The 25,558-nt window shown below is 73.9% G+C and carries 26 protein-coding genes; 8 read left to right on the top strand and 18 right to left on the bottom strand.

What is annotated here, in order from left to right; genetic code table 11:
* Positions 1–136: 136 nt before the first annotated feature.
* The 4 genes from ACFWH7_RS02110 to ACFWH7_RS02095 all read right to left on the bottom strand — a co-directional run bounded on the left by ACFWH7_RS02110 (position 137) and on the right by ACFWH7_RS02095 (position 3,617).
* Positions 137–841 (bottom strand): fasciclin domain-containing protein, encoded by a 705-nt coding sequence (locus tag ACFWH7_RS02110; protein ID WP_378214783.1) that lies wholly within the window; start codon positions 839–841, stop codon positions 137–139.
* Positions 842–974: 133 nt separating this feature from the next.
* Positions 975–1,805 carry an anti-sigma factor gene (locus ACFWH7_RS02105; protein ID WP_378214782.1) on the bottom strand — a complete coding sequence of 277 codons (831 nt, stop codon included), beginning with the start codon at positions 1,803–1,805 and terminating at the stop codon, positions 975–977.
* A complete protein-coding gene (sigK, locus tag ACFWH7_RS02100; RefSeq protein WP_378214781.1) occupies positions 1,798–2,370 on the bottom strand; it encodes an ECF RNA polymerase sigma factor SigK in 573 nt (190 codons plus the stop codon). Before sigK ends, ACFWH7_RS02105 begins: the two co-directional genes overlap by 8 nt.
* A 164-nt stretch (positions 2,371–2,534) precedes the next feature.
* Positions 2,535–3,617 (bottom strand): 3-deoxy-7-phosphoheptulonate synthase, encoded by a 1,083-nt coding sequence (locus ACFWH7_RS02095; protein ID WP_378214848.1) that lies wholly within the window; start codon positions 3,615–3,617, stop codon positions 2,535–2,537.
* Between the two features lie 394 nt (positions 3,618–4,011).
* Between ACFWH7_RS02095 and ACFWH7_RS02090 the strand changes: the two genes are divergently transcribed.
* Positions 4,012–4,365, top strand: coding sequence for an NUDIX hydrolase (locus ACFWH7_RS02090; RefSeq protein WP_378214780.1), 354 nt, complete (start codon positions 4,012–4,014; stop codon positions 4,363–4,365).
* Here the strand turns inward: ACFWH7_RS02090 and ACFWH7_RS02085 are convergent.
* Together ACFWH7_RS02085 and ACFWH7_RS02080 are read right to left on the bottom strand one after the other, a co-directional pair.
* On the bottom strand, positions 4,339–5,904 hold the full coding sequence (locus ACFWH7_RS02085) for a SpoIIE family protein phosphatase (RefSeq protein WP_378214779.1): 1,566 nt from the start codon (positions 5,902–5,904) through the stop codon (positions 4,339–4,341). The two genes, ACFWH7_RS02090 and ACFWH7_RS02085, sit on opposite strands and share 27 nt — an antisense overlap.
* Entirely contained in the window at positions 5,904–6,704 is an 801-nt protein-coding gene (locus tag ACFWH7_RS02080; protein ID WP_378214778.1) for an alpha/beta fold hydrolase, read from the bottom strand. The genes ACFWH7_RS02085 and ACFWH7_RS02080 overlap by 1 nt, the downstream gene beginning before the upstream one ends.
* Before the next feature lie 114 nt (positions 6,705–6,818).
* On the opposite strand from ACFWH7_RS02080, the gene ACFWH7_RS02075 reads away from it, so the two are divergent.
* A complete protein-coding gene (locus tag ACFWH7_RS02075; protein ID WP_378214777.1) occupies positions 6,819–7,277 on the top strand; it encodes an RrF2 family transcriptional regulator in 459 nt (152 codons plus the stop codon).
* Between the two features lie 145 nt (positions 7,278–7,422).
* Positions 7,423–8,364 (top strand): sulfite exporter TauE/SafE family protein, encoded by a 942-nt coding sequence (locus ACFWH7_RS02070; protein WP_378214776.1) that lies wholly within the window; start codon positions 7,423–7,425, stop codon positions 8,362–8,364.
* A gap of 36 nt (positions 8,365–8,400) precedes the next feature.
* Here the strand turns inward: ACFWH7_RS02070 and ACFWH7_RS02065 are convergent, their stop codons facing one another.
* Genes ACFWH7_RS02065 through ACFWH7_RS02055 form a run of 3 tightly spaced genes read right to left on the bottom strand, consistent with a single transcriptional unit; the run spans position 8,401 to position 9,942 of the window.
* The gene (locus ACFWH7_RS02065; protein ID WP_378214775.1) at positions 8,401–9,135 is read right to left on the bottom strand and encodes a glutamine amidotransferase; all 735 of its coding nucleotides are present in this window, start codon (positions 9,133–9,135) and stop codon (positions 8,401–8,403) included.
* 5 nt (positions 9,136–9,140) lie between these two features.
* Positions 9,141–9,374 carry a hypothetical protein gene (locus ACFWH7_RS02060; protein WP_378214774.1) on the bottom strand — a complete coding sequence of 78 codons (234 nt, stop codon included), beginning with the start codon at positions 9,372–9,374 and terminating at the stop codon, positions 9,141–9,143.
* Positions 9,367–9,942, bottom strand: coding sequence for a dihydrofolate reductase family protein (locus ACFWH7_RS02055; RefSeq protein WP_378214773.1), 576 nt, complete (start codon positions 9,940–9,942; stop codon positions 9,367–9,369). Before ACFWH7_RS02055 ends, ACFWH7_RS02060 begins: the two co-directional genes overlap by 8 nt.
* 103 nt (positions 9,943–10,045) lie before the next feature.
* Here ACFWH7_RS02055 and ACFWH7_RS02050 point away from each other — a divergent pair, with 103 nt between their 5' ends.
* On the top strand, positions 10,046–10,936 hold the full coding sequence (locus tag ACFWH7_RS02050; RefSeq protein WP_378214772.1) for a LysR family transcriptional regulator: 891 nt from the start codon (positions 10,046–10,048) through the stop codon (positions 10,934–10,936).
* A 3-nt stretch (positions 10,937–10,939) separates the two neighbouring features.
* Here the strand turns inward: ACFWH7_RS02050 and ACFWH7_RS02045 are convergent, their stop codons facing one another.
* The 5 genes from ACFWH7_RS02045 to ACFWH7_RS02025 all read right to left on the bottom strand — a co-directional run bounded on the left by ACFWH7_RS02045 (position 10,940) and on the right by ACFWH7_RS02025 (position 15,095).
* Positions 10,940–11,746 carry an ABC transporter permease gene (locus ACFWH7_RS02045; RefSeq protein WP_378214771.1) on the bottom strand — a complete coding sequence of 269 codons (807 nt, stop codon included), beginning with the start codon at positions 11,744–11,746 and terminating at the stop codon, positions 10,940–10,942.
* Positions 11,743–12,798, bottom strand: a complete 1,056-nt coding sequence (locus ACFWH7_RS02040) for an ABC transporter ATP-binding protein (RefSeq protein ID WP_378214770.1) — start codon at positions 12,796–12,798, stop codon at positions 11,743–11,745. Before ACFWH7_RS02040 ends, ACFWH7_RS02045 begins: the two co-directional genes overlap by 4 nt.
* An 85-nt stretch (positions 12,799–12,883) precedes the next feature.
* Entirely contained in the window at positions 12,884–13,675 is a 792-nt protein-coding gene (locus ACFWH7_RS02035) for a hypothetical protein (protein WP_378214769.1), read from the bottom strand.
* Positions 13,672–14,670: an ATP-binding cassette domain-containing protein gene (locus tag ACFWH7_RS02030; RefSeq protein ID WP_378214768.1), complete on the bottom strand. Its 999-nt coding sequence runs from the start codon at positions 14,668–14,670 to the stop codon at positions 13,672–13,674. The genes ACFWH7_RS02035 and ACFWH7_RS02030 overlap by 4 nt, the downstream gene beginning before the upstream one ends.
* Positions 14,671–14,675: 5 nt before the next feature.
* A complete protein-coding gene (locus ACFWH7_RS02025; protein ID WP_378214767.1) occupies positions 14,676–15,095 on the bottom strand; it encodes a GntR family transcriptional regulator in 420 nt (139 codons plus the stop codon).
* Between the two features lie 157 nt (positions 15,096–15,252).
* Here ACFWH7_RS02025 and ACFWH7_RS02020 point away from each other — a divergent pair, with 157 nt between their 5' ends.
* The gene (locus tag ACFWH7_RS02020; RefSeq protein WP_378214766.1) at positions 15,253–15,930 is read left to right on the top strand and encodes a hypothetical protein; all 678 of its coding nucleotides are present in this window, start codon (positions 15,253–15,255) and stop codon (positions 15,928–15,930) included.
* 126 nt (positions 15,931–16,056) lie between these two features.
* Complete coding sequence (locus ACFWH7_RS02015) at positions 16,057–16,464, top strand: VOC family protein (RefSeq protein ID WP_047232276.1); 408 nt, start codon at positions 16,057–16,059, stop codon at positions 16,462–16,464.
* A 118-nt stretch (positions 16,465–16,582) separates the two neighbouring features.
* Here ACFWH7_RS02015 and ACFWH7_RS02010 read toward each other — a convergent pair whose 3' ends face one another.
* From ACFWH7_RS02010 to ACFWH7_RS01995, 4 genes are all read right to left on the bottom strand, one after another.
* A complete protein-coding gene (locus tag ACFWH7_RS02010; RefSeq protein WP_378214765.1) occupies positions 16,583–17,701 on the bottom strand; it encodes an aspartate-semialdehyde dehydrogenase in 1,119 nt (372 codons plus the stop codon).
* Positions 17,702–17,715: 14 nt separating this feature from the next.
* Positions 17,716–19,035, bottom strand: a complete 1,320-nt coding sequence (locus ACFWH7_RS02005; protein ID WP_237843729.1) for an aspartate kinase — start codon at positions 19,033–19,035, stop codon at positions 17,716–17,718.
* 133 nt (positions 19,036–19,168) lie between these two features.
* Complete coding sequence (locus ACFWH7_RS02000) at positions 19,169–20,056, bottom strand: formate/nitrite transporter family protein (RefSeq protein WP_378214764.1); 888 nt, start codon at positions 20,054–20,056, stop codon at positions 19,169–19,171.
* 98 nt (positions 20,057–20,154) lie between these two features.
* Positions 20,155–20,880, bottom strand: coding sequence for a TetR/AcrR family transcriptional regulator (locus ACFWH7_RS01995; RefSeq protein ID WP_378214763.1), 726 nt, complete (start codon positions 20,878–20,880; stop codon positions 20,155–20,157).
* Between the two features lie 258 nt (positions 20,881–21,138).
* Between ACFWH7_RS01995 and ACFWH7_RS01990 the strand changes: the two genes are divergently transcribed.
* Both ACFWH7_RS01990 and ACFWH7_RS01985 read left to right on the top strand, forming a co-directional pair.
* Entirely contained in the window at positions 21,139–23,664 is a 2,526-nt protein-coding gene (locus ACFWH7_RS01990; RefSeq protein WP_378214762.1) for a beta-glucosidase family protein, read from the top strand.
* A 117-nt stretch (positions 23,665–23,781) separates the two neighbouring features.
* Positions 23,782–25,452 carry an ABC transporter substrate-binding protein gene (locus tag ACFWH7_RS01985; RefSeq protein WP_378214761.1) on the top strand — a complete coding sequence of 557 codons (1,671 nt, stop codon included), beginning with the start codon at positions 23,782–23,784 and terminating at the stop codon, positions 25,450–25,452.
* Positions 25,453–25,558: the final 106 nt, after the last annotated feature.

Raw genomic sequence — 25,558 nt, 5'->3', positions numbered from 1 at the left:
CGCCGGGGTGGGCGCGGGGGGTGGGGGGGGGGGCGGCGGCGGGCCCCGCCCCGGCGCCCTTCGGCGGCCGGGGGGGGCCGTCGGGACCCGCTCTCGCGGGTCCACCGCGCGCCCGCTTCTGGACGCGCCGGGAAGGTCACATGGTCGGCATGAGCACCGAGTCGACGAGGTAGACGGTCGCGTTCTGCGTCATCACGCCACCGCAGACGACGGCCGCGTCGTTGACCATGAGCTCGTCGCCCGAGCCGGTCACCTCCACCGTGCCGCCCTCGACGGTCTCGTGCTCGCCGACGACCTGGTCGGGCGTGAGCTGGCCGGGCACCACGTGGTACGTGAGGATCTTCGTCAGCGTGTCGGAGTCCGTCTTGAGCGAGTCGAGCGTCGCGGCGTCGATCTTCGCGAACGCGTCGTCCACCGGCGCGAACACGGTGAACTCGTCGCCGTTGAGCGTGTCGACGAGGTTCACGTCCGGGTTGAGCTCGCCCGAGACGGCCGCGGTGAGCGTCGTGAGCAGCGGGTTGTTCGACGCCGCCACGGCGACGGGGTCCGTCGACATCCCGGTGATCGACCCGGCGCCGTCGGGGACCTGCTCCGCGTACGCCGCGCAGCCCGGGCCCACCAGGTTCGCGGCAGGGTCGGCCGCCATGTCGTCAGAGCCCTCGGTCGAGTCGTCGGTCATGTCCTCGGACGTCGAGTCGTCCGTCATCGTGTCCTCGGCCTGGGAGTCGGCCGTCGTCGAGTCGGCCCCCGTGTCCGAGTCGGAGCTGCACGCGGACAGGCCGAGCACGGCGAGCGTGGCGATGCCGGCGACGGCGTACGACGTGCGGGTGCGAACGTTCATCGGTCTCTCCTCGGGTCGTCGCCCCGCCGGTGCGGGGCGTCATACCGAGGGTTCGGAGCACCGCCCCGGGCGGATGGGTCGGGATCCGCCCGAGTTTTCCCCGCGCATCCCGGCCCCCTCGGGGGCGCGGCGCTCAGCCGACGAGCGCGACCACCGGGTCCGCCGTCGGCTGCTCGGAACCGCCCGCCGGCTCGACCGTCATGGCCATGCCGACGCCGGGCTCGTCCTGGACGAGCCGCGACGTGGTCCCGTCCCGCACGTCGAGCACGCCCGCCGAGACGACCGCGCCGTCGGCCTCGACCACCCAGAGCTGGTAGTCGCGGTCGTCGCCGGCGTCGGGCAGGTCGGACGCGCGGAAGTACATGTCGTCGCCGGCGGCGAGCACGGACGCCTGGCCGCCCCCCTCGACGTCGCCGTGCAGGATCGTCGCGTCGGGGTCGGCGAGCATGCGCTCGATCGCGTCCGCCTGCGCCTCCAGGCGCGACTGCTCCTGCGTCGCGCGGACCGCGACGGTCGTGGGGACCGCCACGGCGACGACCGCCGCGACCGCCGCCGCGAGCCCGGTCCAGCGTCGCCGGCGCGCGCGGCGCGCGGCCGCGAGGTCGACGACGACGCCGCCCCCCGTGTCCCGCCCGGCGGACGCGTCCGTCTCGGTGCCCGGCTCGGCGTCCGACCGCGCGCTCGTCACCGGGCCCGGAGCGGCCCCCGTTCCGGCGGACGCGACCACACGGGCCAGCACTGCGTCGCGCAGCTCGGGCGGCGGGGCGCTCTCCACCGCGAACGCCGCCACGACGTCGCGGTACTCGTCGAGCTCCCGACGCGCGTCGGGGTCGGCCGCGAGCAGGCGCTCGACGGCGCTGCGCTCCGCGTCGTCCACCGCGTCGAGCGCGTAGGCGGGCAGCAGGTCACGGACGTCCCCCAGGTCGTCCGCACCGGCCCCGTGCGGCGAGGTCTCGTCAGCCACGGCGCACCCCTAGGCAGTCGCGCAGACGCAGGAGCCCGTCCCGGATCCGCGACTTCACGGTCGGGAGGGCGGCGTCGAGCCGCTCGGCGACCTCGCGGTACGTGAGACCGCCGTAGTACGCCTGCACGACCGCCTCCCGCTGCGTCGCCGTGAGCGAGTCCAGGCAACGCCGCACGGCCGCGCCCTCGAGACGTCGCTCGACGTCCTCCACGACCACGTCCCGCGGGGCCGCGGCCGTCGACGCGTCCACGTCGCGCTGGTCCCGGTCGCGGCGCGCCTGCTCGGCGCGCACGCGGTCCACGGCCCGTCTCCGCGCGAGCGTCACGACCCACGTGCGCGCCGAGCCGCGCGTCGCGTCGTACCGCTCCGCCGTCTGCCACACCTCGACCATCACCTCCTGGACGACCTCCGCCGCGTGGTCCGGGTCCCGCAGGACTCCCAGGCACGTGCCGTAGGCGACCGGCGCGAGCGCGTCGTAGACGGGCGCGAACGCCGCCGGGTCGCCGCCGGCGCACGCCGACAGCGCGGCGTCGACCGCGGGGCTCGTCGTCACGGGAGGTGGCACCCGGTCAGTGTGCGGCACGGGCGCCTCACGCACCCGCTGCGGCGCGTCGACCACGGCTCTCGGCAACCCGACCTCCCGCCGACGCCCCCGTCCCGGTCCGTCCGGGACACCCTGGGTTCGGCGCCGACGCGCGGACGGATGGGTGCCCGTCCCGTCGGCACCGGTCAGAGCGCGCGCCGGGAGCGGACCGCGCCCGCGAGCTCGCGCAGGAGGTCGGCCGTGGTGTCCCAGTCGATGCACGCGTCGGTCACCGACTGCCCGTACACGAGCCCGCTCGGCGCGGGCTTCTGGGCCCCGGCGACGAGGAAGCTCTCCATCATGAGGCCCGTGATGCCCTGCTCGCCCTCGGCCAGCCGCGCGGAGACCTCGCGCACGACCTCCGCCTGGCGCACGTGGCTCTTGCCCGAGTTGCCGTGCGACGCGTCGACGACCAGCCCGTGCTCCGTGACCCCGCCCCGGCCCGAGGTGCGCGCGACGGCGAGCGCCGCCGCGACGTCGTCGGCCCCGTAGTTGGGGCCCGAGCGGCCGCCGCGCAGGATGACGTGGCAGTCGGGGTTGCCCGCGGTCTCGACGGCGGCGGCGCGCCCGAGCGAGTCCATGCCGAAGAACGTGTGCTCGCTCGCGGCGGTGATGCAGCCGTCGACCGCGATCTGCACGTCGCCGTCCGTCGCGTTCTTGAACCCGACGGGCATGGACAGGCCCGAGGCGAGCTGGCGGTGCACCTGCGACTCGGCGTTGCGCGCGCCGATCGCGCCCCACGAGACCGCGTCCGCGATGTACTGCGGGCTCGTCGGCTCGAGGAACTCGCACGCGGCCGGGACGCCGGCGTCGAGGACGCCGAGCAGCACCTCGCGCGCGAGGCGCAGGCCGTGGTGCACGTCGTGCGACCCGTCGAGGTGCGGGTCGTTGATGAGGCCCTTCCAACCGACCGTGGTGCGCGGCTTCTCGAAGTACACGCGCATGACGATCATGAGGTCGTCCGCGAGCTCGTGCGCGACGGCGGCCAGGCGCCCCGCGTACTCGAGCGCGGCCTCGGGGTCGTGCACCGAGCACGGGCCGACGATGACGAGCAGGCGGTCGTCGTCGCCCGCGAGGACGTCGCGGACCTCGCGGCGCGACGTCGTCACGAGGTCGCTGCGGGTCGCGCCGAGCGGCAGGTCGGCGAGCATCGTGCGCGGGGCGGGGAGCGCGTCGAGCGCGCGGACCCGCAGGTCGCTCGTGCGGGCCTGGAGCTCGGGGCTGTCCACGGGGTCGACGGTACTCGTCGCGCGCTCGGTCGACGCGTCGGACGCCGCGGCTTCGGGCGGGGTGGTCGTGCTGGTCACGGGAGGCTCCTGGTCTGTGCGGCGGGGGTCTGGGACCGCCGTGAGTCGGGTGCCCAGCGGCGCTCCACCGGCCTGCTGCCGCCCGTGGTCCCGGAGCGGCCCGTCTCACGACGAAGGGCCCGGACGCGGTCCGCGTCCAAGGCCCTGTGCTGGCTCCGGGTGGTGATCTGTGGTCAGGCGAACGCCCGCACGGCCCCACCGGGAGCCTGCGTAAAGCGCCAATACCACTGAGAAGTCACCAGGTGACCGTAGCACAGAGGCTCCGAGGGCCGGACAGCGCGTCTCACGAGCTGGTCCGACGACCTAGGCTCGGGGCATGCCGATCCCCGAGTTCGTCGCCGCCCTGCGGTCCCGCATCGGGACCGACCTCCTGTGGATGCCGGGGGTGTCGGCCGTCGTCGTGGACGCCCTCGTCGCGGTGACGGTCACCGAGCCCGTCGAGTACCCCAACGGCGACCGCTCCCAGTACCTCGACCTCGCGTTCCTGTGCCGACCCGTGTCCCCCGCTGCCGCGGCGGCGGCGCACGTCGCGGACGACGAGTCGCTCGCGGTCGCGTGGTTCGCCCCGGACCACCTGCCCGACGACCTCGCGCGCTCCACCGTCGAGCGCCTCGGCCACGCGCTGGGCCGGCTCGCCGACCCCTCAGCCGGCCCCTTCTTCGTCCGCTGACGCCGGGCGCGACGTCTCCGTCGCGGGCACGCCCGACGCCGCCGGTCCGAGCCAGCGCACCGCGAGCAGGCATGCGTCGTCGTCCTCGGGCGCGCGCGCGACGACCGCCTCCAGCAGCTCCGCGCCGCTCAGCCCGGCCCCGAGCGCGTTCGTGACGACCTCCGCGAGCTCGTCGAGCGCGAGCGCGAGCGGCCGGTCGCGGCGCTCGACGACGCCGTCCGTGAAGAGGAGCAGCAGGTCGCCCGGGGCGAGCGTGACGGTGTCCGCGACGCGCGGCGTCGTGCCCCGCACGCCCAACGGTGTGGACCGCGCCTCCCACAGGTAGCCCGCCGACCCGTCCGCGCGCACGAGCAGCGGCGGCAGGTGCCCGGCGCACGTGTAGCGCAGCACCCCCTCGAGCAGCTCGAGCTCCCCGTACACGAGGCTCGTCATGAAGCCCGTCCCCGTCCGGTCGACGAATCGGTCGAGCCGCTCCACCACCTCCTCCGGCGGCAGGCCCGTGTCCGACGCCGCGCGGACCGCCGTCCGGAGCTGCCCCATCGCGGTCGCGGCCTTGAGCCCACGCCCCACCACGTCCCCGACCGAGAGCGCGACGACGTCCGGAGCGACCCGGAACGTGTCGTACCAGTCGCCGCCGACCTGGAGGTCATGGACCCCTGGGCGGTAGCAGGCCGCGATCTCCACGTGGGGGTCGGCGACGATCCCGTCCGAGAGCATCGCGCCCTGGAGCTCGCTCGCGACGGACACGCTCTGCTCGTGGGTCGTCGCCCGGGCCAGCGCGAGCGCCGCGAGCTGCCCGGCCGCGGCGGCCGTGCCGAGGTCGACCGGTTCCGAGCCCGCCGCCCGACGCGGCTCCAGCGCGAGGACGCCGAGCAGCGCCCCGGCCGTGCGCAGCGGGACGACGACGGTCCCGTCCGCGCGCACGCCCGCCTCGGCCAGCTCGTCGATCGTCGGGGCGGTCACCCCCGCCGCACCGCCCCAGCGTCGGAGCGGCCCGCCCTCCTGAGGCGTCCACAGGGCCGCGTCGCCCGCGCCGAGCATCGTCACCGCCGCCCGGAGCAGGACCCACGCGACGCCGTCGAGCCCGGCGACGCTCGCCAGGTCCGCCGCGATGCCGTGCAGCAGCCGGACGCGGCGCTCGGCCTCCTCGGCCGCGCGCCGGGCCGCGACGAGCTCCTGCTCGAAGCGGGACCGCTCGCGCGCCCCCAGCATCGCGACCTCGACGAGGCGCTCGCCCCGGACCTCGCGCCTGATCGCCGTGAGGAGCACCGGCTCGCGCCCCCGCGGCGTGCGCAGCTCGACCGCGACCTCGTCGACCCGCCCCTCGATGTGCAGGCGCGGTCCGAGGTGGGTCTCCCAGTAGATGCGGCCGCCCACGGTGAGCAGGTCCGCGAGCCGGCGTCCCGCCACGGCCTCCACGTCCGGCACGTCCAGCAGCCGCAGGAACTCGTCGTTCGCGTCGATCACCCGCCCCTCCGCGTCGAGGAGCAGGAGCGCGACGGGCGCGAGCACCCAGCGCTCGCCGCGCGACATCACCATCAGGGGCCCCCGAGCCAGTCGCGCATCGCCCCGACGAGGAGCGCCGGGTGCGAGAGGTTGGGGCAGTGCCCGACCGAGTCGATGACGACGAGCTCGCTCCCCGGCAGGTGCTCGTGCACGTACCGCCCCACCGTCTGCGGGGCGATGACGTCCTCCCGGCTCTGCACGACGAGGCTCGGGGTCCGCACGCGCGCCAGGTCCGCCCGGTTGTCTCCGAGGAACGTCACGCGCGCGAACTGCCGGGCGATGGCCGGGTCGTTCCGCCGGAAGACCTCCGCGAGCTCGTCGCCCAACGCCGGGCGGTCGGGGTTACCGACGATCACCGGCGCCATCGCCTGCGTCCAGCCCAGGTAGTTCGCGTCCATCGTCTCGAGGAGCTCGTCGATCTCCTCCGCGGTGAAGCCGCCGCGGTACCCCTCGTCGTCGACATACCGGGGGCTCGGCCCGACGAGCACCAGGCGGTCGACGAGGTCGGGCCGGTCCGCCGCGGCGAGGAGCGCGATCACCGCGCTCACCGAGTGGCCGACGAGGATCACGGGCTCGTCCGCGACGTCCTCCACGACCTCGACCAGGTCCGCGACGTACCCCGCGAGCTCCCCGTGCCGCGCGGGGTCCCACGAGGCCGGGTGGGACGCACCGCACCCCGAGTGGTCGAAGAGCACGACCCGGTGGTCCGCCGCGAAGACGGGCGCGACGAAGCGCCACATCGACTGGTCGCAACCGAAGCCGTGCGCGAAGACCATCGTCGGTGCGTCCGACGGCCCCGCGACACGCACGTTGTTGCGTTCGCGCACGTCCACGGGTCACAGCGTAGAGGGGAACTCGAACGGGAGAGCAGGGCCCGCGCGGGTGAGATCGCTCCCGCCCGGGCCCGGCACAGCGGTCGGGGACCCCGCGCACGGCACAATGTCCTCATGCGTGTCTCGGCGAAGGCTGACTATGCCGTGCGGGCGTGCGCCGAGCTCGCGGCGTCACCCCACGGCGACCCTGTGCGGGCGGAGGACCTCGCGTCGGGCCAGGGCCTGCCCGTGAGCTTCCTCGAGCGCATCCTCGGCGACCTGCGCCGGGCGGGCATCGTCGCCAGCGTCCGCGGTCGCTCCGGTGGTCACCGGCTCGCGCGCCCCGCGTCCGAGATCACCCTCGCCGACGTCTTCCGTGCCGTCGACGGGCCGCTCGTGACCGTGCGCGACGAGCGCCCACCGAGCCTCGCGTACGAGGGCTCCGCGGCCGCGCTCCTCGAGGTCTGGGTCGCCCTCCGCGCGAGCGTCCGCGACGTGCTCGACCGCGTCACGCTCGACGACGTCGTGCGCCGCGAGCTCCCCGACGACGTCCACGCCCTCGCCGCGCGCGCCGACGCCTGGGAGAACCCCTGACCCGCTGACGACGCACCCTGCGGTGGGAGCTCGCTCCCGTTAACACTGGCCCATCATGTGGTCGGCGCTTCACATACTGGACTCGTTCGGTCAACCTTGTCAGGACACGTCGGGGCCGCCCCGGCCACCCGAGCAAGGAGACGCGGTGCGGACCCTCATCCTGCTGGCCCTCGTGGGCCTCGGTGCGCAGCTCGTCGACGGCAGCCTCGGCATGGCGTACGGCGTGACGTCGACGACGCTCCTGCTCGCGATCGGGACGAACCCCGCGGCGGCGTCGGCGACGATCCACCTGGCGGAGATCGGGACGACGCTCGCGTCGGGCGCGGCGCACTGGCGGTTCGGCAACGTGGACTGGAAGGTCGTCGTCCGCATCGGCGTCCCGGGCGCGATCGGCGCGTTCGCGGGCGCGACGTTCCTGTCGAACCTGTCGACCGAGCTCGCCGCGCCGGTGATGTCGCTGCTGCTCCTGGCGCTCGGCGTGTACGTGCTGTCGCGGTTCACGTTCGTGGGGCTGCCGAAGGGGCGCCAGGGCCTGCCGCTGCGCAAGCGGTTCCTCGCCCCGCTCGGTCTGGTCGCGGGCTTCGTCGACGCCACGGGCGGCGGCGGCTGGGGCCCGGTGGGCACGCCGGCGTTGCTCGCGTCGGGACGCATCGAGCCGCGCAAGGTCATCGGGTCGATCGACACGAGCGAGTTCCTCGTCGCGATCGCCGCGTCGCTCGGGTTCCTCGTCTCGCTGGGCTCGCAGGGCATCGACCTGCTGTGGGTGGGCGCGCTGCTGCTCGGCGGCCTGGTCGCCGCGCCGATCGCGGCCTGGCTCGTCCGGCTCCTGCCGCCGCGGATCCTCGGGTCGGCGGTCGGTGGCGTCATCGTCCTCACCAACGTCCGCACGCTGCTGCGCTCCGACTGGGTCGACGCGAGCGGCGCCGTCCAGGGTGTCGTGCTCGGGCTGGTCGCCGTCGTGTGGGCCGCGGCCGTCGCATGGTCCGTCCGGGCCCACCGCCGCGCCGTCGCGCTCGAGGCCGCGACGACTGCGGCAGACACGGCGGCCGACTCTCCCGCGCCGGAGCCGGAACCCGTCGCCCGCTGACCCGGCCCCCGCCGAGCAGCGACGACCGCCTGCTCGTCAGTCGCGTGCGTAGCGGCGGACGAACGCCGCGAGGATGCGATGCGGCTCGCGGACGTCGCCGCGACGGACCGTCGCCTCGACCTCGCCCGCGGTCTCGGGCGGGAAGTACCCGTAGTCGCGGTAGACGCCGATGCGCGTGAGGATCCCGTCGAGGTCCAGCTCGGGGTGGAACTGCGTCGCGTAGAGGTTCTCCTTGACCCGGAACATCTGGACCGGGCACGCGTCAGACGTCGCGAGCAGCACCGCGTGCGCCGGCAGCTCCCGCACGGCCTCCTTGTGGCCGACGTACGCCTCGAACGCGTCGGGCAGGTCGGCGAGCAACGGGTCGGCCCGGCCCTCGGCGGTGAGCCGGATCGTCACGGGCGAGATCGGCTCGGCGTAGGTGTCGTCGAGCACGGCGCCCTCGTGCAGGCCGAGCGTCCCGACGCCGTAGCACGCGCCGAGGAACGGGACGTCGCGCTCGACGATCTCGTCCAGGAGCGGCGCGAGCTCGCGCTCGACCCTCCGCTGGGTCGGCGACTTGTCCGCCTCGGGCAGCGACGAGTCGAACGGGCTGCCGCCGACGATCACCCCGGAGTACGCGTCGAGGTCGATCGCCGGCAGCGGCCCGGCCTCCATCCGGACGCGGTGGAGCGCGTCCGCGCCGAGCCCGGAGTACCGGAGCACGGCGGCGTGCTCGCCGTCCGCGGCGGGGTCCTCCGCGCGCGACGCGAGCAGCAGGAACGGCCTCATGCGCGTCAGGCTAGGTGCGCCGCCACCACCACGCCCGCGGTGGCGACAGGTCCGCGCCGAGGACGTGCACCCAGGTCGTCGAGCCCGCCGACCGGGGCGGCGGCGTCGTCGCCCGCCCCGTGCCGACGGCGCGCGCGACGGCGGCAGTGCGGCCGCAGGAGCCGGACGGTCACGACCGCTCGGGCCGTGAGGAGCGACGCGCGGTGCCGGAGCACGCGTGCGGGGACGCGCTCAGGCACGGTCGTACGTCAGGACGGCGTTGCCGCCGTCGAACGTGGCGACGTCGGTGAGGTCGTAGGTCGTGGGCCGGAACGCGGTCGCGCCGAACGCGTTCCGCCCGGCGCCCGCGACCACCGGGTAGAGCTTGACGACGAGCCGGTCGATCTCGTCGAGGAGCGCGCCCGCGAGGACTCCGCCGCCCGCGAGGTAGATGTCGAGCGGGGAGTCCTCGGCCTTGAGCGCGCGCACGAGCGCGACCGGGTCGTCGCGCACGATCGTCACCGCGGGGTCGAGCTCGGGCTGCGACGTCGAGACGACGTACTGGCGAAGGTGCGCGTACGGGCTCGTGATCCCGAGGTCGAGCGCGGGCTCGTACGTGCGCCGGCCCATGACGATCGTGTCGAACGTCCGGTTGGGCTGGTCGTCGACGCCGAGCTGTCGGCGCCCGTGCGTGGGCAGGACGTCCGGGAACGTGTCGATCATGCGCGCGCTGTAGGCGTCCGAGGACGGGTAGAAGTCGACCTCGTCGTCGGGACCGGAGAGAAAGCCGTCGATGGAGAGTGCCACGAAGTAGGTGAGTCGTCTCATGGCTCCAGCCTCGGATTCCGCCGATTCGTCATCAATGACGCATGCTGGGGCGATCGTTCACCCGGCGTGAACGGTGCGCGGAGACGGAGGCAGAGGTGGCTGCGTGGACCTGAGGGACATCGAGATCTTCCTGACGCTCGCGGACGAGCTGCACTTCGGCCGGACCGCGGAACGGCTCCACGTCTCCCCCGCCCGCGTCAGCCAGGCGATCAGCCGGCAGGAACGCCGCATGGGGACCACCCTGTTCGAGCGCACGAGCCGCCGCGTCGAGCTCACGCCGGTGGGCGCCCGCCTGCGCGACGACCTGCGGCAGGGGTACGAGCTCATCCAGTCGGGCATCGCCGCGGCCAGCCGCACCGGCGAGCGCCCCACCGGGGTCCTGCGCGTCGCCGCGATGGGCATCGTCGGTCACGAGCTCGGTCCGGTGGTCGACGAGTTCACCGCTCGCCACCCGGGGTGCTCGGTCGAGCGCCGCGAGTTCCACTTCTCGGACCCGTTCGGGTCGCTGCGCGAGGGCGTGGCCGACCTGCAGGTGACGTGGTCGCCCGTCCGCGAGCCCGACGTCGTCGTGGGGCCGCGCGTGCTCACGGAGGGCCGCGTCCTCGCCGTTGCGGCGGGTCACCCGCTCGCGGGCGAGGACGAGGTCTCGATCGAGGTCCTCGGGGACCACACCGTGCTCGACCTCGGCGCCGGCGTCCCCTCGTACTGGGAGGAGGCAATGCTGCCCCGCCGCACGCCCGCCGGGCGACCCGTGCTGCGCGGGCCGGCCGCGCGGACGTTCCACGAGGTGCTCACCGTGGTCGCCTCGGGCGAGGCGGTCACCCCGCTCAACGCGCACGTCCGGCGGTACTACACGCACCCCGGCGTCGTGTACGTGCCGATCGTCGACGTCCCCGACACCGAGTGGGTGCTCGTCTGGTCGCGCGACCGGGAGACCGCCGAGGTCCGTGCCTTCGCCGAGATCGCCCGCGAGCTGGGCTCGCGGGCGATCTGAGGCTCAGCTCCAGCGGAAGAGCTTCACCGCGAGCGGGAGGAGCACGGCGGTCCACGCGACCATCACGACGAGCTGGAGCGTGGGGACCTCCGTCTCGAACCAGCCCGCCGACATCGCCTGGGCGGCGGCCCCGAGCGGGGAGAACTGGCCGATGTCCCGCACGACGTCGGGCATGATCGGCCCCGGCGTCCACATGCCCGAGAGGAAGAGCATCGGGAAGTAGACGAGGTTCCCGATCGCCGACGCGGTGCTCCCCTTGGCGGCGACCGCCGCGACGACCATGCCGAGCGACAGCATGGACAGGACGGTGAGCACGAAGGCCAGCACGACCGTCAGCGGGCTCACGGGCGCGGTGAGGCCGAACACGACCTGACCCACGACGAGCGCGAGCACCGCGGACACGGCGATCGCGCCGAGGTTGATGAGCAGGTGGGCGACGACGACGCCCTGCGGGCGCATCGGCGTCGTCGACAGCCGGCGGAGCAGCCCCTTCTCGCGGGCGGTCGCGAACGTCACGGGCATCGTCGTCAGCGCGGGCGTCGCTACGGCGGCGGCGAGGACGATCGGCACGTAGGTCGCGATCGCCGTGAGGCCGTCCCAGGGCGCGCCCGCCCCCGAGATCGGCTCCCGCATGCCCGGGATCGCCAGCCCGACTCCGACGAGCAGGACCGTGGGGAACACGAGCGCGAAGAACACGGCCGTACCGTCGCGCAGGAACAGGCGGGCCTCGGTCCGCAGGAGCGTCCCGAAGCCTCGCCAACCCGACCGGGCGACGGGGACGCGGGTCAGGGTCGTGGTCGCGGCGGTCATCGTGCGTCTCCCTCGTGCGGGGCCGCGGAGTCCGCGGCGTGGTCGTAGGTCCGGCCCGTCACGGCGACGAACACGTCCTCGAGCGTCCGCGTGACGGTCCGGACGTCGTCGGGCACGACCTCCTGCTCCGCGAGCGCGAGCACGACGGCGAGCAGCACGCGGCGCGTCCCGGTCACCTCGATCTCGCGCCCGTCCACCTCCACGTGCTCGACGTCGGCCAGGCCTGCGAGCGTGTGGAGCGCCAGGTCGTGGTCGGCCGGGGGCACCCGCAGGCGGACCGTGCGCGACGTGTCGACCGAGTCGATGAGCTCCGCGGGCGTGCCCTGCGCGACGACGCGGCCGCCGTCGATGATGACGAGCCGGTCGCAGAGGCGCTCCGCCTCCTCCATGAAGTGCGTGACGAGCAGGATCGTCACGCCCCGGTCGCGCACGCGCTCGACGAGCTCCCACGTCGCCCGACGGGCGGCCGGGTCGAGGCCGGTGGTCAGCTCGTCGAGGACCGCGACGCGCGGGTCGCCGACGAGCGCGAGGGCGATCGACAGGCGCTGCTTCTGCCCGCCCGAGAGCTTGCCGAACGCGACGCGCCGGTGCTCGGCGAGGTCGAGGAGGTCGAGCAGCTCCTCGACGTCCGAGGGCGCCTCGTAGAACGACGCGAAGAGCCGCAACGCCTCCTCGACCGTGATCTTCTCGTGGAGCGCGGCCTCCTGGAGCTGGACGCCGACGGCGTCGCGCACAGCGGCCGGGTCGGCCTGCGGGTCGACCCCGAGCACTCGGATCAGGCCGCCGTCCGTCTCGCGCAGGCCGGCGAGGCACTCGACGGTCGTCGTCTTGCCGGCACCGTTGGGGCCGAGGATGCCGAAGATCTCACCCGGCGCGACGGCGAGGCTCACGTCCTCGACGGCGACCTTGCGAGCGTCGGAGCCACGGGGCCCCGGGTACGTCTTGCGCAGGTTCCGGACCTCGACGACCGGCGCGGTCCCGGCCTGTGCGACGGCGGTCGGGGCGGGCGACGCCGCGGTCGCGGCGCCGGTGGGCGGTGGAGCGGTGCTCATGGTGGCCTCCTGGAGGGTGTGCGCCACCCACGGACGGCGCGCTGCGCCGCCCGGGAGGGCTACGGTGTGGGGTGCTGCGGGCCGGTCAGGCGCTCGCGCTGGCGGCGAACTCGACCGGTTGGATCGCGACGCCCCGCAGGACGAGGCGGAGGAGCAGGGCGGCGAGCACGACCCCGAGCGCCCCGCCGAGGACGGCGAGCGCGGCGGGGGTGCCGTCGAGACCGACGACGCGCGCGAGCGCGTGGCCGAAGAAGCCGGACCGCAGGAAGATCTCGCTGACCACCACGGGGACGAGCGACGCGAGCACGAGGAGCACCCCGCGCAGGAACCCGAACCCGTAGAAGCCGGCGGCGATGACCATCCCGGCGAGGTAGTACACGACGCAGAAGAGCCCTTCGACGAGCATCGCCAGGCCCACCTGCGAGCCGTCGACGTAGAGCTGCGCGAGCTCCGGCTCCGTCGACCACCCGGAGCGGCGGAACAGCGCCCACTCGCCCCACTTCACGAGCGCCGCCGCGACGCCGAACGTCATGCCCGACACGGCCGCGCCGATCCACAGCCCGTGCGTGAACGAACGGCGCGTGCCGCCCGACGCGACGTGCACGGCGATCGTCATGAGGGGCAGGATGATGCCCATCACGAAGAGGAAGAACTTCGCCGAGCCGGCGACTCCTCCGACCGCCTCGATGCTCACGTCGTCGTTGCGCTCCATGATCCAGAGGATCAGCGCTCCGACGGCGAGCGCGATGGCCCAGAACCAGACCCCGACGTACCAAGTGCCGACGATGAAGTACCAGGCGACGGCGTTGACCCCGCGCCGGTGGGCGGCGGACTCGAGGGCACGGCGCGCGGCGGTGCGGTCGGTCGTGGCGGTCATCGCACCGTCTCCGTCTCGGCGTCGGAACCCGAGCGCCCGTTGCGCGTCAGGTGGACGAACAGGTCCTGCACGGGCACGGCGCCGACCTCGAGCCCGGCCTCCACCGCGGCGGCGCGCTCGTCGTCCGCGAACGTACCGAAGAGCGTCACCTGCGCCGTGCCGCCGAGCCGTTGCCGGGCGAGCACCTCGCGACCGGCCGCGTGCCGCTCGACCACCTCGGCCGGACCGGTGAGGCTCACGCCCCGGGCCCGGACGTCGTCGGCGTTCTCGGCGAGCAGGACGCGCCCTCGGTCGATGATCACGACGTCCTCGAAGAGTCGCTCGACCTCGGTGATGAGGTGGCTCGACAGCAGGACCGTGCGCGGGTGCTCGGCGTAGTCGGCCACGAGCGCGTCGTAGAACGCGTAGCGGCTCGGGGCGTCCATACCGAGGTAGACCTCGTCGAAGATCGTCAGGGGTGCGCGCGAGGCGAGGCCGATCACCGCACCGAGCGCGGACCGCTTGCCGCGCGACATCTCGGTCGGCTTCTTGCGGACGTCCACCTCGAGCTCGTCGAGCAGGCGTGCGGCGAGCTCGGCGTCCCAGTGCGGTCGCAGGTCGGCGTAGTACTCGAGCGTGTCGCGCGCCTTGTCCGTCTCCCACACGTCGCCGCTCTCGCGGACGAGCTGCGTGTGCATGGTCGCCCACACGTTCTCGAACGGGTCCTCGAGCTCGCCCGCGGGGCCGACGCGCACCGTCCCGGCCGTGGGCCGGCGGAACGCCGCGAGCAGTGCCGCGAGCGTCGTCTTGCCCGCGCCGTTGCGTCCGAGGAGGCCGGTGATGACGCCGGGCCGGACCGTGAGCGTCGCGCCGTCCAGCGCGGGGACGTCGTCGCTGCTGCGCGGGTAGCGCACGACGACGTCGCGCACCTCGGCGGCGAAGGGCTCCGGGGCGGCGGTCGCGGTCCGGGCGGACGAGTTCTGGTCGGTGGTGCGGCGGGCGGGCCGGGCGGTCACGGGTCTCACCTCGGGGTCGGGTCGGAGGTCGGGCCGGTGCTGGGTGCGCCGCCGGTGACGGGACCGGCGGGGCGCGACCGGCCGAGGACGTAGTCCACGATCTCGGCCGTCGGGATGTCGAGGAGGTCGGCCTGCGCGAGCGCGGGCGCGAGGACCTCGTCGAAGAACCGGGCGCGGTGGTCGGCGAGGAGCTGCTCGCGCGCCCCCGGGGCGACGAACATGCCGAGGCCGCGGCGCTTGTAGAGGACGCCCTCGTCGACCAGACCGGCGAACGCCTTGGCGGCCGTCGCCGGGTTGATGCGGAACGTCGTCGCGAACTGCGTCGTCGACATGACCTGCTCCTCCTCCGCGAGCTCGCCCGCGAGCACCTGGGCCCGGATCATCTGCGCGATCTGGAGGTAGATGGGTTCCGGTCCGTCGAACATGGGCCCCATCCTCTCCCGCTTCGCGTCTTCTGTGGTTCATTACTCCACTAATGAACCACAGATGCCGAGGATCCCGCAACCCCCAGGGAGAGAGAACCCTGGAAGGCCGGGGTAGAACTCTGGTAGGCGGACGACGGAGCCGATGGACGGAGGTGGCATGGGCGGCGCGTGCGAGCTCGCGGGCGGGACGCTCTGGGCGGAGCCGCTGAGCACCTGGACGAGCCTCGCCTTCGTCGTCGCGGGCGCGGCGATCACCGCGGCGGCGCTGCGCGCCCGCGGAGGGACGTCGTCGACCACGCCCCCGCCCGACGGCGCAGGGACCACGCGCCTGCGCGTCGCCTTCGGGATCCTGGTCGCCCTGATCGGCGTGGGCTCGGTGATCCAGCACGGGCCGTCACCGTCGTGGAACCCCGTCGCGCACGACCCGCCGCTGCTCGGCGCGCTCGCGCTCGTCGCGGCCGACGCCGTCGCGGACCTCACCGGGCGCCGGCTGCGGACGTGGTGGTGGCTCGCCCCAACCCTGCTGGGGGTGCCGCTCGCCGCGGCGTCGCCCACCGCCTCGACCGCCGCGCAGGTGGCCGCCGCAGCCGTCGCCGTGGGCGCGAGCACCCTGCGCGCGTGGCGGCGTCCCGCCGTCCGACGACGCACCGTCGCCGCGCTCGCCCTCCTCGCCGTGGGCGGCGGGGTCGGGACGCTGACCCGCCCCGGATGGCCGCTGTGCGACGCGGACGGACCGCTCGGCGTCACGCTGCAGGGGCACGCCGTCTGGCACGTGCTCGCCGCGGCCGCGCTGTGGCTGCTCGCCCCGACCCTGGGCACCCGCGCGGCGTCCTGACGCCGGACCGTTCACCCGCCCTGGGCGGTACCCACGGCGGCCCGCCGGTGGGACCCTGGGAGGATCCGGCGTCCGCGGCGGGTCACGCCCTCCGGCCGCCGGCGGTCACGAAGGAGTGAGACGACGATGGTCACCATTCGGCGCGGGTTCTCCAGCTTCTCGGCGGACGACCTCGACGCGGCGCGCGATTTCTACGGGAGCACCCTCGGGCTCCCCGTCACGGCACTCGACGACGGGGGTGGTCTGGTGCTCCACCTGGGCGGCGGCTCGGACGTGTTCGTCTACCCGAAGGAGGACCATCGGCCGGCCGCCTTCACGGTCATGCACCTCACTGTCGACGACGTGGACCAGGTCGTCGACGAGCTCACCGCGAAGGGTGTGACGTTCGAGCGCTACGAAGGGTTCGACCAGGACGAGAAGGGCATCGTGCGCGGCTTCATGGAGGGCGGCGACGGGGCCTGGTTCACCGACCCGGCCGGCAACATCGTCGGCCTCGCCGACGGCGAGAACATGGCCCGCATGGTCGAGGGCTGAGGTCGGGCCGACGCCCGGCGACGCGCCCCAGGGCGGTCGCGGCGAGACCGGCTCCGGTTCCCGGAACGAGGGAGGGCCCTGGTCCATGACCAGGGCCCTCTCTCGCGGTACCAGGGTTCTACCTCGCGAGGGCAGGGGTGAACGCGGCGCGGACGGCGTCGAGGTCCTGGGCGACGAGCTCGGCGAGCTGCACCGCGTTGAGCGCGGCTCCCTTGCGGAGGTTGTCGTTCGACACGAACAGCACGAGGCCGCGTCCGCCGGGGACGGACTGGTCGGTGCGGATGCGGCCGACGAACGACGGGTCCTGACCGGCCGCCTCGAGCGGGTTCGGGACGTCGGCCAGCACCACGCCCGGCGCGGCCGCGAGGATCTCGCGCGCGCGGTCGGGCGTGATCGCGGCGCCGAACTCGGCGTGGATCGCGAGCGAGTGGCCGGTGAACACCGGGACGCGCACGCAGGTCCCGGCGACCGCGAGCTCGGGCAGGCCGAGGATCTTGCGCGACTCGTTGCGGAGCTTCTTCTCCTCGTCCGTCTCCTCCTGCCCGTCGTCGACGATCGACCCGGCGAGCGGGACGACGTTGAACGCGACGTTGCGCGGGAAGGCGACGGGCTCGGGGAAGGCGACCGCGCCGCCGTCGTGCACGAGCCCGACGAGCCCGGCGCCCGTGCCCTCGGCCGCCGCACCGGCGACGGCCTGGGCGCGCAGCTCCTCCGCGCCGGCGAGACCGGCGCCGGACACGGCCTGGTACGTCGCGACGATCAGACGCTCCAGCCCGGCCTCGTCCGCGAGCGGCTTGAGCACGGGCATCGCGGCCATGGTCGTGCAGTTCGGGTTGGCGATGATCCCCTTGCGCGCCTCGCGCAGCGCGCCGGGGTTGACCTCGGACACGACGAGGGGCACGTCCGGGTCCATGCGCCACGCGGACGAGTTGTCGATGACGACGGCACCCGCCTCGGCGAAGCGCTCGGCCTGCGCCTTCGAGGTCGCGCCGCCCGCGGAGAACAGGGCGACGTCGATCCCGCGCAGGTCGTCGGTCGGGGTCGCGGCGACGTCCTCCACGACGACGTCGGTCCCGCGCCACGGGAGCGTCGACCCGGCGGAGCGCGCGGAGGCGAAGTAGCGGATGCTCGCGACGGGGAGGTCGCGCTCGTCGAGGAGGCGGCGCATGACGGCGCCCACCTGGCCGGTCGCGCCGACGACGGCGACGTTGAGGCCCTGACGGTTCTCGGTGCTCATGGTTCCTCGTCCTCTCAGCGGCCGGTGCCGGCGTAGACGACGGCCTCGCCGTCGGCGGCGTCGAGCTCGAACGCGGTGTGCACGGCACGCACCGCGTCGTCGAGCGAGTCCTCGCGGGTCACGACGGAGATGCGGATCTCCGAGGTGGAGATCATCTCGATGTTGATGCCCGCGTCGCGCAGGGCACCGAAGAGCTTGGCGGAGACGCCCGGGTGCGACTTCATGCCCGCGCCGACGAGCGAGAGCTTGCCGATCTGGTCGTCGAACTGGAGCGAGTCGAACCCGATCTCGCCCTGGAGCGCGGACAGCGCCGACATCGCGGCCGGGCCGTCGCCCTCGGGCAGCGAGAACGAGATGTCGGTCAGGCCCGTCCGGGCGGCCGAGACGTTCTGCACGATCATGTCGATGTTCACGCCCGAGCCCGCGACGACCTCGAAGATGCGCGCGGCCGTCCCGGGCACGTCGGGCACCCCGACGACGGTGATCTTGGCCTCGCTGCGGTCGTGCGCGACGCCGGAGATGATCGGGTCTTCCATGACGGTCTCCTCGGGAAGGTCTGCAGAGCTGGGGGCGGCGTCGGCGGGGCGGGCCGCGGAGTAGGCGTCCGCGCTGACGAACGTGCCCTCCTTGCCGCTGAACGACGAGCGGACGTGGATCGGCACGCCGTACCGGCGGCCGTACTCGACGCAGCGCAGCGCGAGGACCTTGGCCCCGCTCGCCGCCATCTCGAGCATCTCCTCGTACGTGATGCGGTCGATCTTGCGCGCGCTCGGGACGATGCGCGGGTCGGCCGTGAAGATGCCGTCCACGTCGGTGTAGATCTCGCACACGTCGGCGTCGAGGCCGGCAGCGAGCGCGACGGCCGTCGTGTCCGACCCGCCGCGACCGAGCGTCGTCACGTCGTTCGTCGACTGCGTGACGCCCTGGAAGCCCGCGACGATCGCGACCTGCCCCCGCTCGATCGTCTCCCGGATGCGGTGCGGGACGACGTCGACGATGCGCGCCTTGCCGTGCACGGCGTCGGTGATGACGCCCGCCTGCTGGCCCGTGAACGACTTCGCCTTGACGCCCAGGCTGTTGATCGCCATCGCCAGCAACGACATCGAGATGCGCTCGCCCGCGGTGAGGAGGATGTCCATCTCGCGCTGCGGCGGGAGGGGGGTGACCTGCTGCGCGAGGTCGATGAGCTCGTCCGTCGTGTCGCCCATCGCCGAGACCACGACGACGACGTCGTGCCCGGCCCGCTTGGTCTGCGCGATGCGCTTGGCCACGCGCTTGATGCTCTCGGCGTCCGATACCGACGAACCGCCGTACTTCTGCACGACAAGTGCCACGTGCTGCTCCATCTGTCGCCGGCCTCCGTCTCTCTCAACGGCCCGCCGGGTGCTTGTGGGTCGATCGATGATACGCACGCGTCCCGCGGTCCGGCCAAGCCCGTCCCGCCATGCGGGCCCGGGCGGCGCGGCGTCAGCCCGCGCGGTGGCTCCGGTCGAGGGGCGCGGGCGCGTGCCGGATCGCCGGCACGGGCAGCACGACCGGCCTCGAGGTCGCGGCCGTCGAGGGCGCACCCCGCCCGGCGTCTCGCGCCGGGCCCGCGACGACGACGTAGGCGAGGCCGACGACGAGGGCGCCGCCGACGAGGTTGCCGAGGCCGACCCAGGCGAGGTTGCGGGCGAAGTCGGCCCACGTCGTCGGGCCCAGGCCGCCGAGGAGGCCGAGCGAGAACGTCGTCATGTTGGCGACCACGTGCTCGAAGCCGGAGGCGATGAACGCGAGGATCGCCCAGAACAGGACGATCGCCTTGCCCGCCTCGGAGCGCAGGCGCCCGCAGGCCCAGATCGCGGCGCACACGAGGAGGTTGCACAGGACGCCGCGGAAGAAGAGCTCGCCGCCGGTCTCGTGCGCCTTCGCGCGCAGCATGGACGCGACCATCTCCCCCGCGGCCGCGTTGGAGTGCAGCACCCCGGCCTGGGTGACGGCGAACGCGAAGAGCATCGAGCCGGCGAGGTTGCCGACGAGGCACAGGCCGAGCGTGACGGCGGCGTCGCGCACCCGGACGGCGCGCGTCGCGACGCCCTGGGCGAGGATCATCATGGCCGACGTGGCGAGCTCGGCCCCGGCGAACACGACGAGGGTCAGCGCCGCGGCGAACACGCCCCCGGCGACCAGCCGCTCCCCCGGCGACCCGGCCGCGAGGAAGGGCCCCGCCGTCGCGACCATGAGCACGACGCCGACGCCGATGTACGCGCCCGCGAGCATCGCCGCGACGAGGTAGCGCGCCGGGCGTCTTGCCGAGCCGACCTTCTTCCGGGCCGCCTCCGACTGGATGGACAACGCCTGGGTGAGGGTCTGCACGACCTCGATCCTCACCGTCGCCGGACGCCCCGGCCAGGGCCCGTGGTCGTGACCACGCGGGACCGAAGGTCCGCGCTCGACGGACGCCGAGCCCCCGGTCAGACCCCCACGACCCCCACGGGCTGCCCGGCCGCCTCGGCGGCCACGCCGCCGTCGAGCGCCACGGGCTGCTCGCCGTCACCCGTGCCGTCGAGGCCGAGCGGGGACGGACGAGGGTCGAGCACCGCGGCGACGATCGCCTCGATCGCGAACTGGCTCGCCTCGCCGAGGTCCACCTGCGTGGGGTCGAGGAGCCACTGCACCTGGAGCCCGTCCATGACCGCGAGGATCGACGCCGACGCGTTCCGGACGGTCGCGGGGACCGCGACGCCCCGCTCGGCGCACAGCGCCTCGAACGCCTCGACGGCCTCGCTCCGCAGCGTGCGGTAGCGGCCCTGGAAGAACGCGCGCGCGGGGTGGTCGTCGGTCACGGACTCCGCGGAGAGCACGGCGTAGGTCTGCACGATCCCCGCGCGCTGCGCGTTGAGGAACGCCGTGCGGACCAGGTGGCGGAACATGTCGATGCCGCCTGGGATGTGCTGCCCGTCGAGGCCCGCGACGTCGCTTTCGTCGCGGTAGCGCAGCACCTCGAGGAGGAGATGGTCCTTGGACCCGAAGTGGTGCAGGATCCCGGCGTGGGTCATGTCGACCTGCTCCGCGATCTCCGCCAGGGGGCCGTTGTGGTAGCCCTTGCTCCCGAAGGTCGCCATGGCGGCCTTGAGGATCTCCTCGCGGCGCCGGAGGGTCTCCTCCCGCACGCGGGGGCGCCGCCTGCTCGTGGTCATCGCCTCGTCACTTCCTCGTCGTGGTGCCCGGTGCGCCACCGTCGGCGCCGACGTCGGCGCCCCGGCACCGAGGCCGCCCTCGGTCCGTCGCCGTCCGGGGGTGATCCTACGCACGCGGCGGCGCCTCCGAGCCACCCTTCGCGCCAATGTCACGGTCAGATATCGATCTGACCTGCGGAAACGCAGCTTCTTGCCAACTTACTGACTGCACGGTAAGTTCTCCGCTCGACAGACGACTCGACGACGAGGAGCACGTACGTGACATCGCAGTCCCTCGCGGGAGAGCGCGACCCCGCGGAGCTCGACACCCTGCGTACCCGTGCGCAGGAGCTGCCCCTCCGCGAGAAGGTCCGCCTCCTCACCGGCCGGTCCATGTGGCGACTGCACGCCCTGGACGAGCTCGGGCTGCGCCCCGTCGTCATGTCCGACGGGCCCGTCGGGGTCCGCGGCACGAGCGAGGTCGAGGGCGAGACCTCGATCCTCTTCCCGTCCCCCAGCGCGATCGGCGCGACGTGGGACCGGGACGTCGCGCACGAGACCGGTCAGGCGTTCGCCCGCGAGGCGCGCACGCACGGCGTCGACGTCGTCCTGGCCCCCCAGGTCAACATCCAGCGCACGCCCGTCGGTGGCCGGCACTTCGAGTGCTACTCCGAGGACCCGTACCTCACGGCCCAGATCGGCACGGGCGTCGTGCGCGGCCTCCAGGACCAGGGCGTCGCGGCGTGCGTCAAGCACTACGTCGCCAACGACTCCGAGACCCAGCGCACGTCGTACGTGTCGCACGTCGACCCCCGCGTGCTGCGCGAGGTCTACCTGGCCCCGTTCGAGGACGCGGTCGCGGCGGGCGCGTGGTCCGTCATGGCGGCGTACAACCAGGTGGACGACGGCGTGGAGTCCGGCCCCATGACGGGGCACCGGCACCTGCTCACCGACGTCCTCAAGGACGAGCTCGGGTTCGACGGCGCCGTGGTCTCGGACTGGGTCGCGACGCGCACGACCGAGCTCTCCGCGAACGGCGGGCTCGACGTCGTCATGCCGGGTCCGGGCGGCCCGTGGGAGGACGCCCTCGTCCGCGCGGTCGAGGACGGCCGCGTCCCCGAGCGCGAGATCGACGACAAGGTCGCGCGCATCCTCCTGCTCGCGCGCCGGGTCGGCGCGCTCGACGAGCCCGCCCGCCCGATCACGCACGACGGCGACCTGCGCGCCCTGGTGCGCCGCACCGCCGCCGCGGGCACCGTCGTCCTGCGCTCGGACGCCGAGAACCCCGTCTGGGATCGGCCCGCGCCGCGGTCGATCGCGCTCGTCGGCCCCAACGCCGTGCGCCCGCACGTGCTCGGCGGCGGCAGCTCGACCGTCGACCCCGCGCACGTCGTCACCCCCGCCGAGGGCCTGGCCGCGCGCTGGCCCGACGCCACGCTCACGGTGGCCCGCGGCGGTGACGCGCGCCGGTTCGCCCCCCGCCTCGACGTGGAAGGTCGGAGCGCCGACGGCGCCGCCGTCGCGGTGACGTGGCTCGACGCCGAGGGCGCGACGCTCCGCAAGTCCGTCCTGCCCCGCTGGGACGGGTTCCTGCGCGACCTGCCCGCCGAGGTCGACACCGTCGTGCTCGACGTCGACGTCCTCCTCGACGAGCCCGGCGACCACGTGCTCGAGGTCGGCACGGTCCCGGGCCACACGATCGAGATCGACGGCGTCGTCGTCGCGAAGGACGACCGCCGCTCCGGCGTCGAGGTAATCCTCGACTCCTCGATCAACAACCCGGCGGGCGCCCCCGCGACCGTGCACGTCGACGCGCCGCGGCGCGTGCGGGTCAGCGCCTCGCTCCTCGTCACGCGCGCCCAGGGCTACGGCAACCTCGTCCGCGCGGAGCTGCGCCACCGCGTCCCCGCGCCGAGCGCCGAGCAGGAGATCGCGGACGCGGTCGAGGCCGCCCGCGAGGCCGACCTGACCGTCGTCGTCGTCGGGACGAACGAGGAGGTCGAGTCCGAGGGCTGGGACCGCACGTCGCTCGCGCTGCCCGGCCGCCAGGACGAGCTCGTCGAGCGCGTCCTCGACGCCGACCCGGACGCGGTCGTCGTCGTCAACGCGGGCGCCCCCGTGCTGCTCCCCTGGCTCGACCGCGCGCGCACGGTGCTGTGGGTCTGGTTCCCCGGCCAGGAGGCCGGGCACTCGATCGCGGACGTGCTCGCGGGCGACGTCGAGGCGGCCGGCCGCCTCCCCTGGACCCTCCCGGCCGCCGAGGCCGACGTCCCTGTCCCGCACGCGGTCCCCGACCAGGGCGTCGTCGAGTACGCCGACGGCGTCCACGTCGGCTACCGCGCGTGGGAGCGCTCGGGCGCCGTCCCCGCCGCACCCTTCGGGCACGGGCTGGGCTGGACGACGTGGTCGTACGACGCGTCCGGCGAGCCGGAGCACCTGCCCGCCCGCACGCCCGACGGCGACGTGACCCTCACGGTCCGCGTCACCAACACCGGGTCCCGCGACGGCCGCGAGGTCGTCCAGGTCTACGTCGAACCCCCGGTCGCGCCCGCGTCGGCCCCGGTCGCCGAGCGCGACCGCCCGGTCCGCTGGCTCGGCGGGTTCGCGGTCGTCGACGTCGCCGCGGGGGCCACCGCCGACGTCACCGTGACCGTCCCCCGCCGTCAGCTCGAGGTGTGGGACACCGACAGCGGACGCTGGCACCTCCCGGCCGGTACCTACCGGCTCCGGGTGGGGCGTTCCGTCCACGACCTCCGCCTGGACACCGCGGTCCGGGTGCAGGGCAGCACCACCGAACAGGAGTAGCCGGACCGCGGCCCACCTGGGGCGACCCAGCGCCCCACGCACCTTCCGTTTCACGCACAACGCTCCACCGCCTCGGCACCGCGCCGGGGACGATGTTCCCTCGAAGGAGAGAGATTCATGAGGTTGAAGGCCTCCGCGATCGCCCTCGGCATCGCGACAGCACTCGTGCTGACCGGCTGCTCGTCGACGGGCGGCAACAACGACGACGAGACGACCGGCTCCGGCGCGGGCGCCGCCCTCACGATCGCCAAGCCGGACGGCGCGATCGCGACCGAGTCGAACAACCCCTGGATCGGCGACTCGTCCGCGCTCAAGCTCGGCTACGTCAACGCCATCTACGAGCCCGTCGGCATCGTCAACGTCGTCAACCCGTCGGACGAGGTCCGCCCGTGGCTCGCGTCCGAGATCACGTGGTCGGAGGACTACACGTCGGTGACGCTCACGACCCGCGAGGGCGTGAAGTGGAGCGACGGCAAGGACCTCACGGCCGACGACATCGCGTACTCGTACCAGATCCTCGTCGACACGCCGGAGCTCAACACCGCGGCGCTCGACATCAAGGACGTCGCCGTGGACGGCGACAAGGTCACCGTCACGTTCGGCACGCCGATGTTCGCCAAGCAGGACAAGGTGCTGCACCGGTTCGTCGTCCCGAAGCACGTGTGGGAGGGCGTCGCCGACCCGACGACGGAGACGAACCCCGACCCCGTCGGCACTGGCCCCTACACGCGGACGAGCTTCAGCACGGAGAGCGTCCAGCTCGACGCGCGCGACGACTACTGGGGCGGCGAGCTCGCGGTCCCGACGCTGTACTACGTCTCCTACAACGACAACAGCGCCCTGACGACCGCGCTCGCCAACGGCGACGCGGACTGGGCGCAGGCGTTCCTCCCGAACGTGCAGTCGGCGTTCGTCGACAAGGACCCGGAGCACAACGTGTACTGGGCCCCCGCCGGTCTCGGCATCGACGCGATGTTCGTCAACACGACCAAGAAGCCGTTCGACGACGTCGCGTTCCGCCAGGCCGTCAACATGGTCATCGACCGCGAGCAGCACCAGCAGATCGCCCGCGAGAGCGGCGTCCCGCTGCTCACCTCCGTCACGGGCCTGCCGACCCCGGCCGGCGACCCGTTCATCTCGGACGAGTTCGCGGGCGAGGAGTACGAGGTCGACGTCGACGGTGCCAAGAAGGTCCTCACCGACGCCGGGTACACGTTCGAGGGTGACGCCCTGATCGACCCCGACGGCGAGCCCGTCACCTTCCAGCTCAGCGTCCCGCAGGGTTGGAACGACTACGTCACCGGCATCAGCCTCATCGCGGAGTCGGTCAAGGCGATCGGCGTCGAGGCCACGGTCGACACGCCCGACTCGGACTCGTGGTGGGCCGCCAAGGGCACGGGCGACTTCGACGCGATCCTGCACTGGACCGAGACCGGCGCGACGCCGTACGACATCTACAGCGACACGATGGACGCCCGCTGGCTCAAGCCGGTCGGTGAGGCCGCGGACTACAACTTCGGCCGCTTCGACAGCCCGGAGGCCACGGCCGCCCTCGACGCGTACCTCGCGGCGACGACGGACGAGGACCGCGCGACGGCCATCGCCGAGGCGCAGAAGATCTTCGTGGAGCAGGTCCCGGTCATGCCGATCGGCACGCGCCCGTTCATCACGGAGTTCAACACGCGCAACTACGTCGGCTGGCCGAGCGACGACGACCCGTACATCAACGCGGACCCGACGCAGCCGACCGCGGTGCTCATCCTCACCCAGCTCAAGCCGGCCGAGTGAGGCCACCGAGGCTCGCGCGGCGCGCCCCCCGCCCCCCCACCGGGGCGGCCCCCCCCGCCCCCCAAAAACTTGAGGTAGGTTCAACACGACCCAACGCATACACGAG

The organism is Cellulosimicrobium cellulans (genome assembly GCF_042723955.1).
In the GTDB taxonomy this organism is placed as follows: domain Bacteria; phylum Actinomycetota; class Actinomycetes; order Actinomycetales; family Cellulomonadaceae; genus Cellulosimicrobium; species Cellulosimicrobium cellulans_H.
The sequence above is the reverse complement of the archived record's forward strand: the minus strand, read 5'-3'. Positions and strand labels throughout refer to the sequence as shown.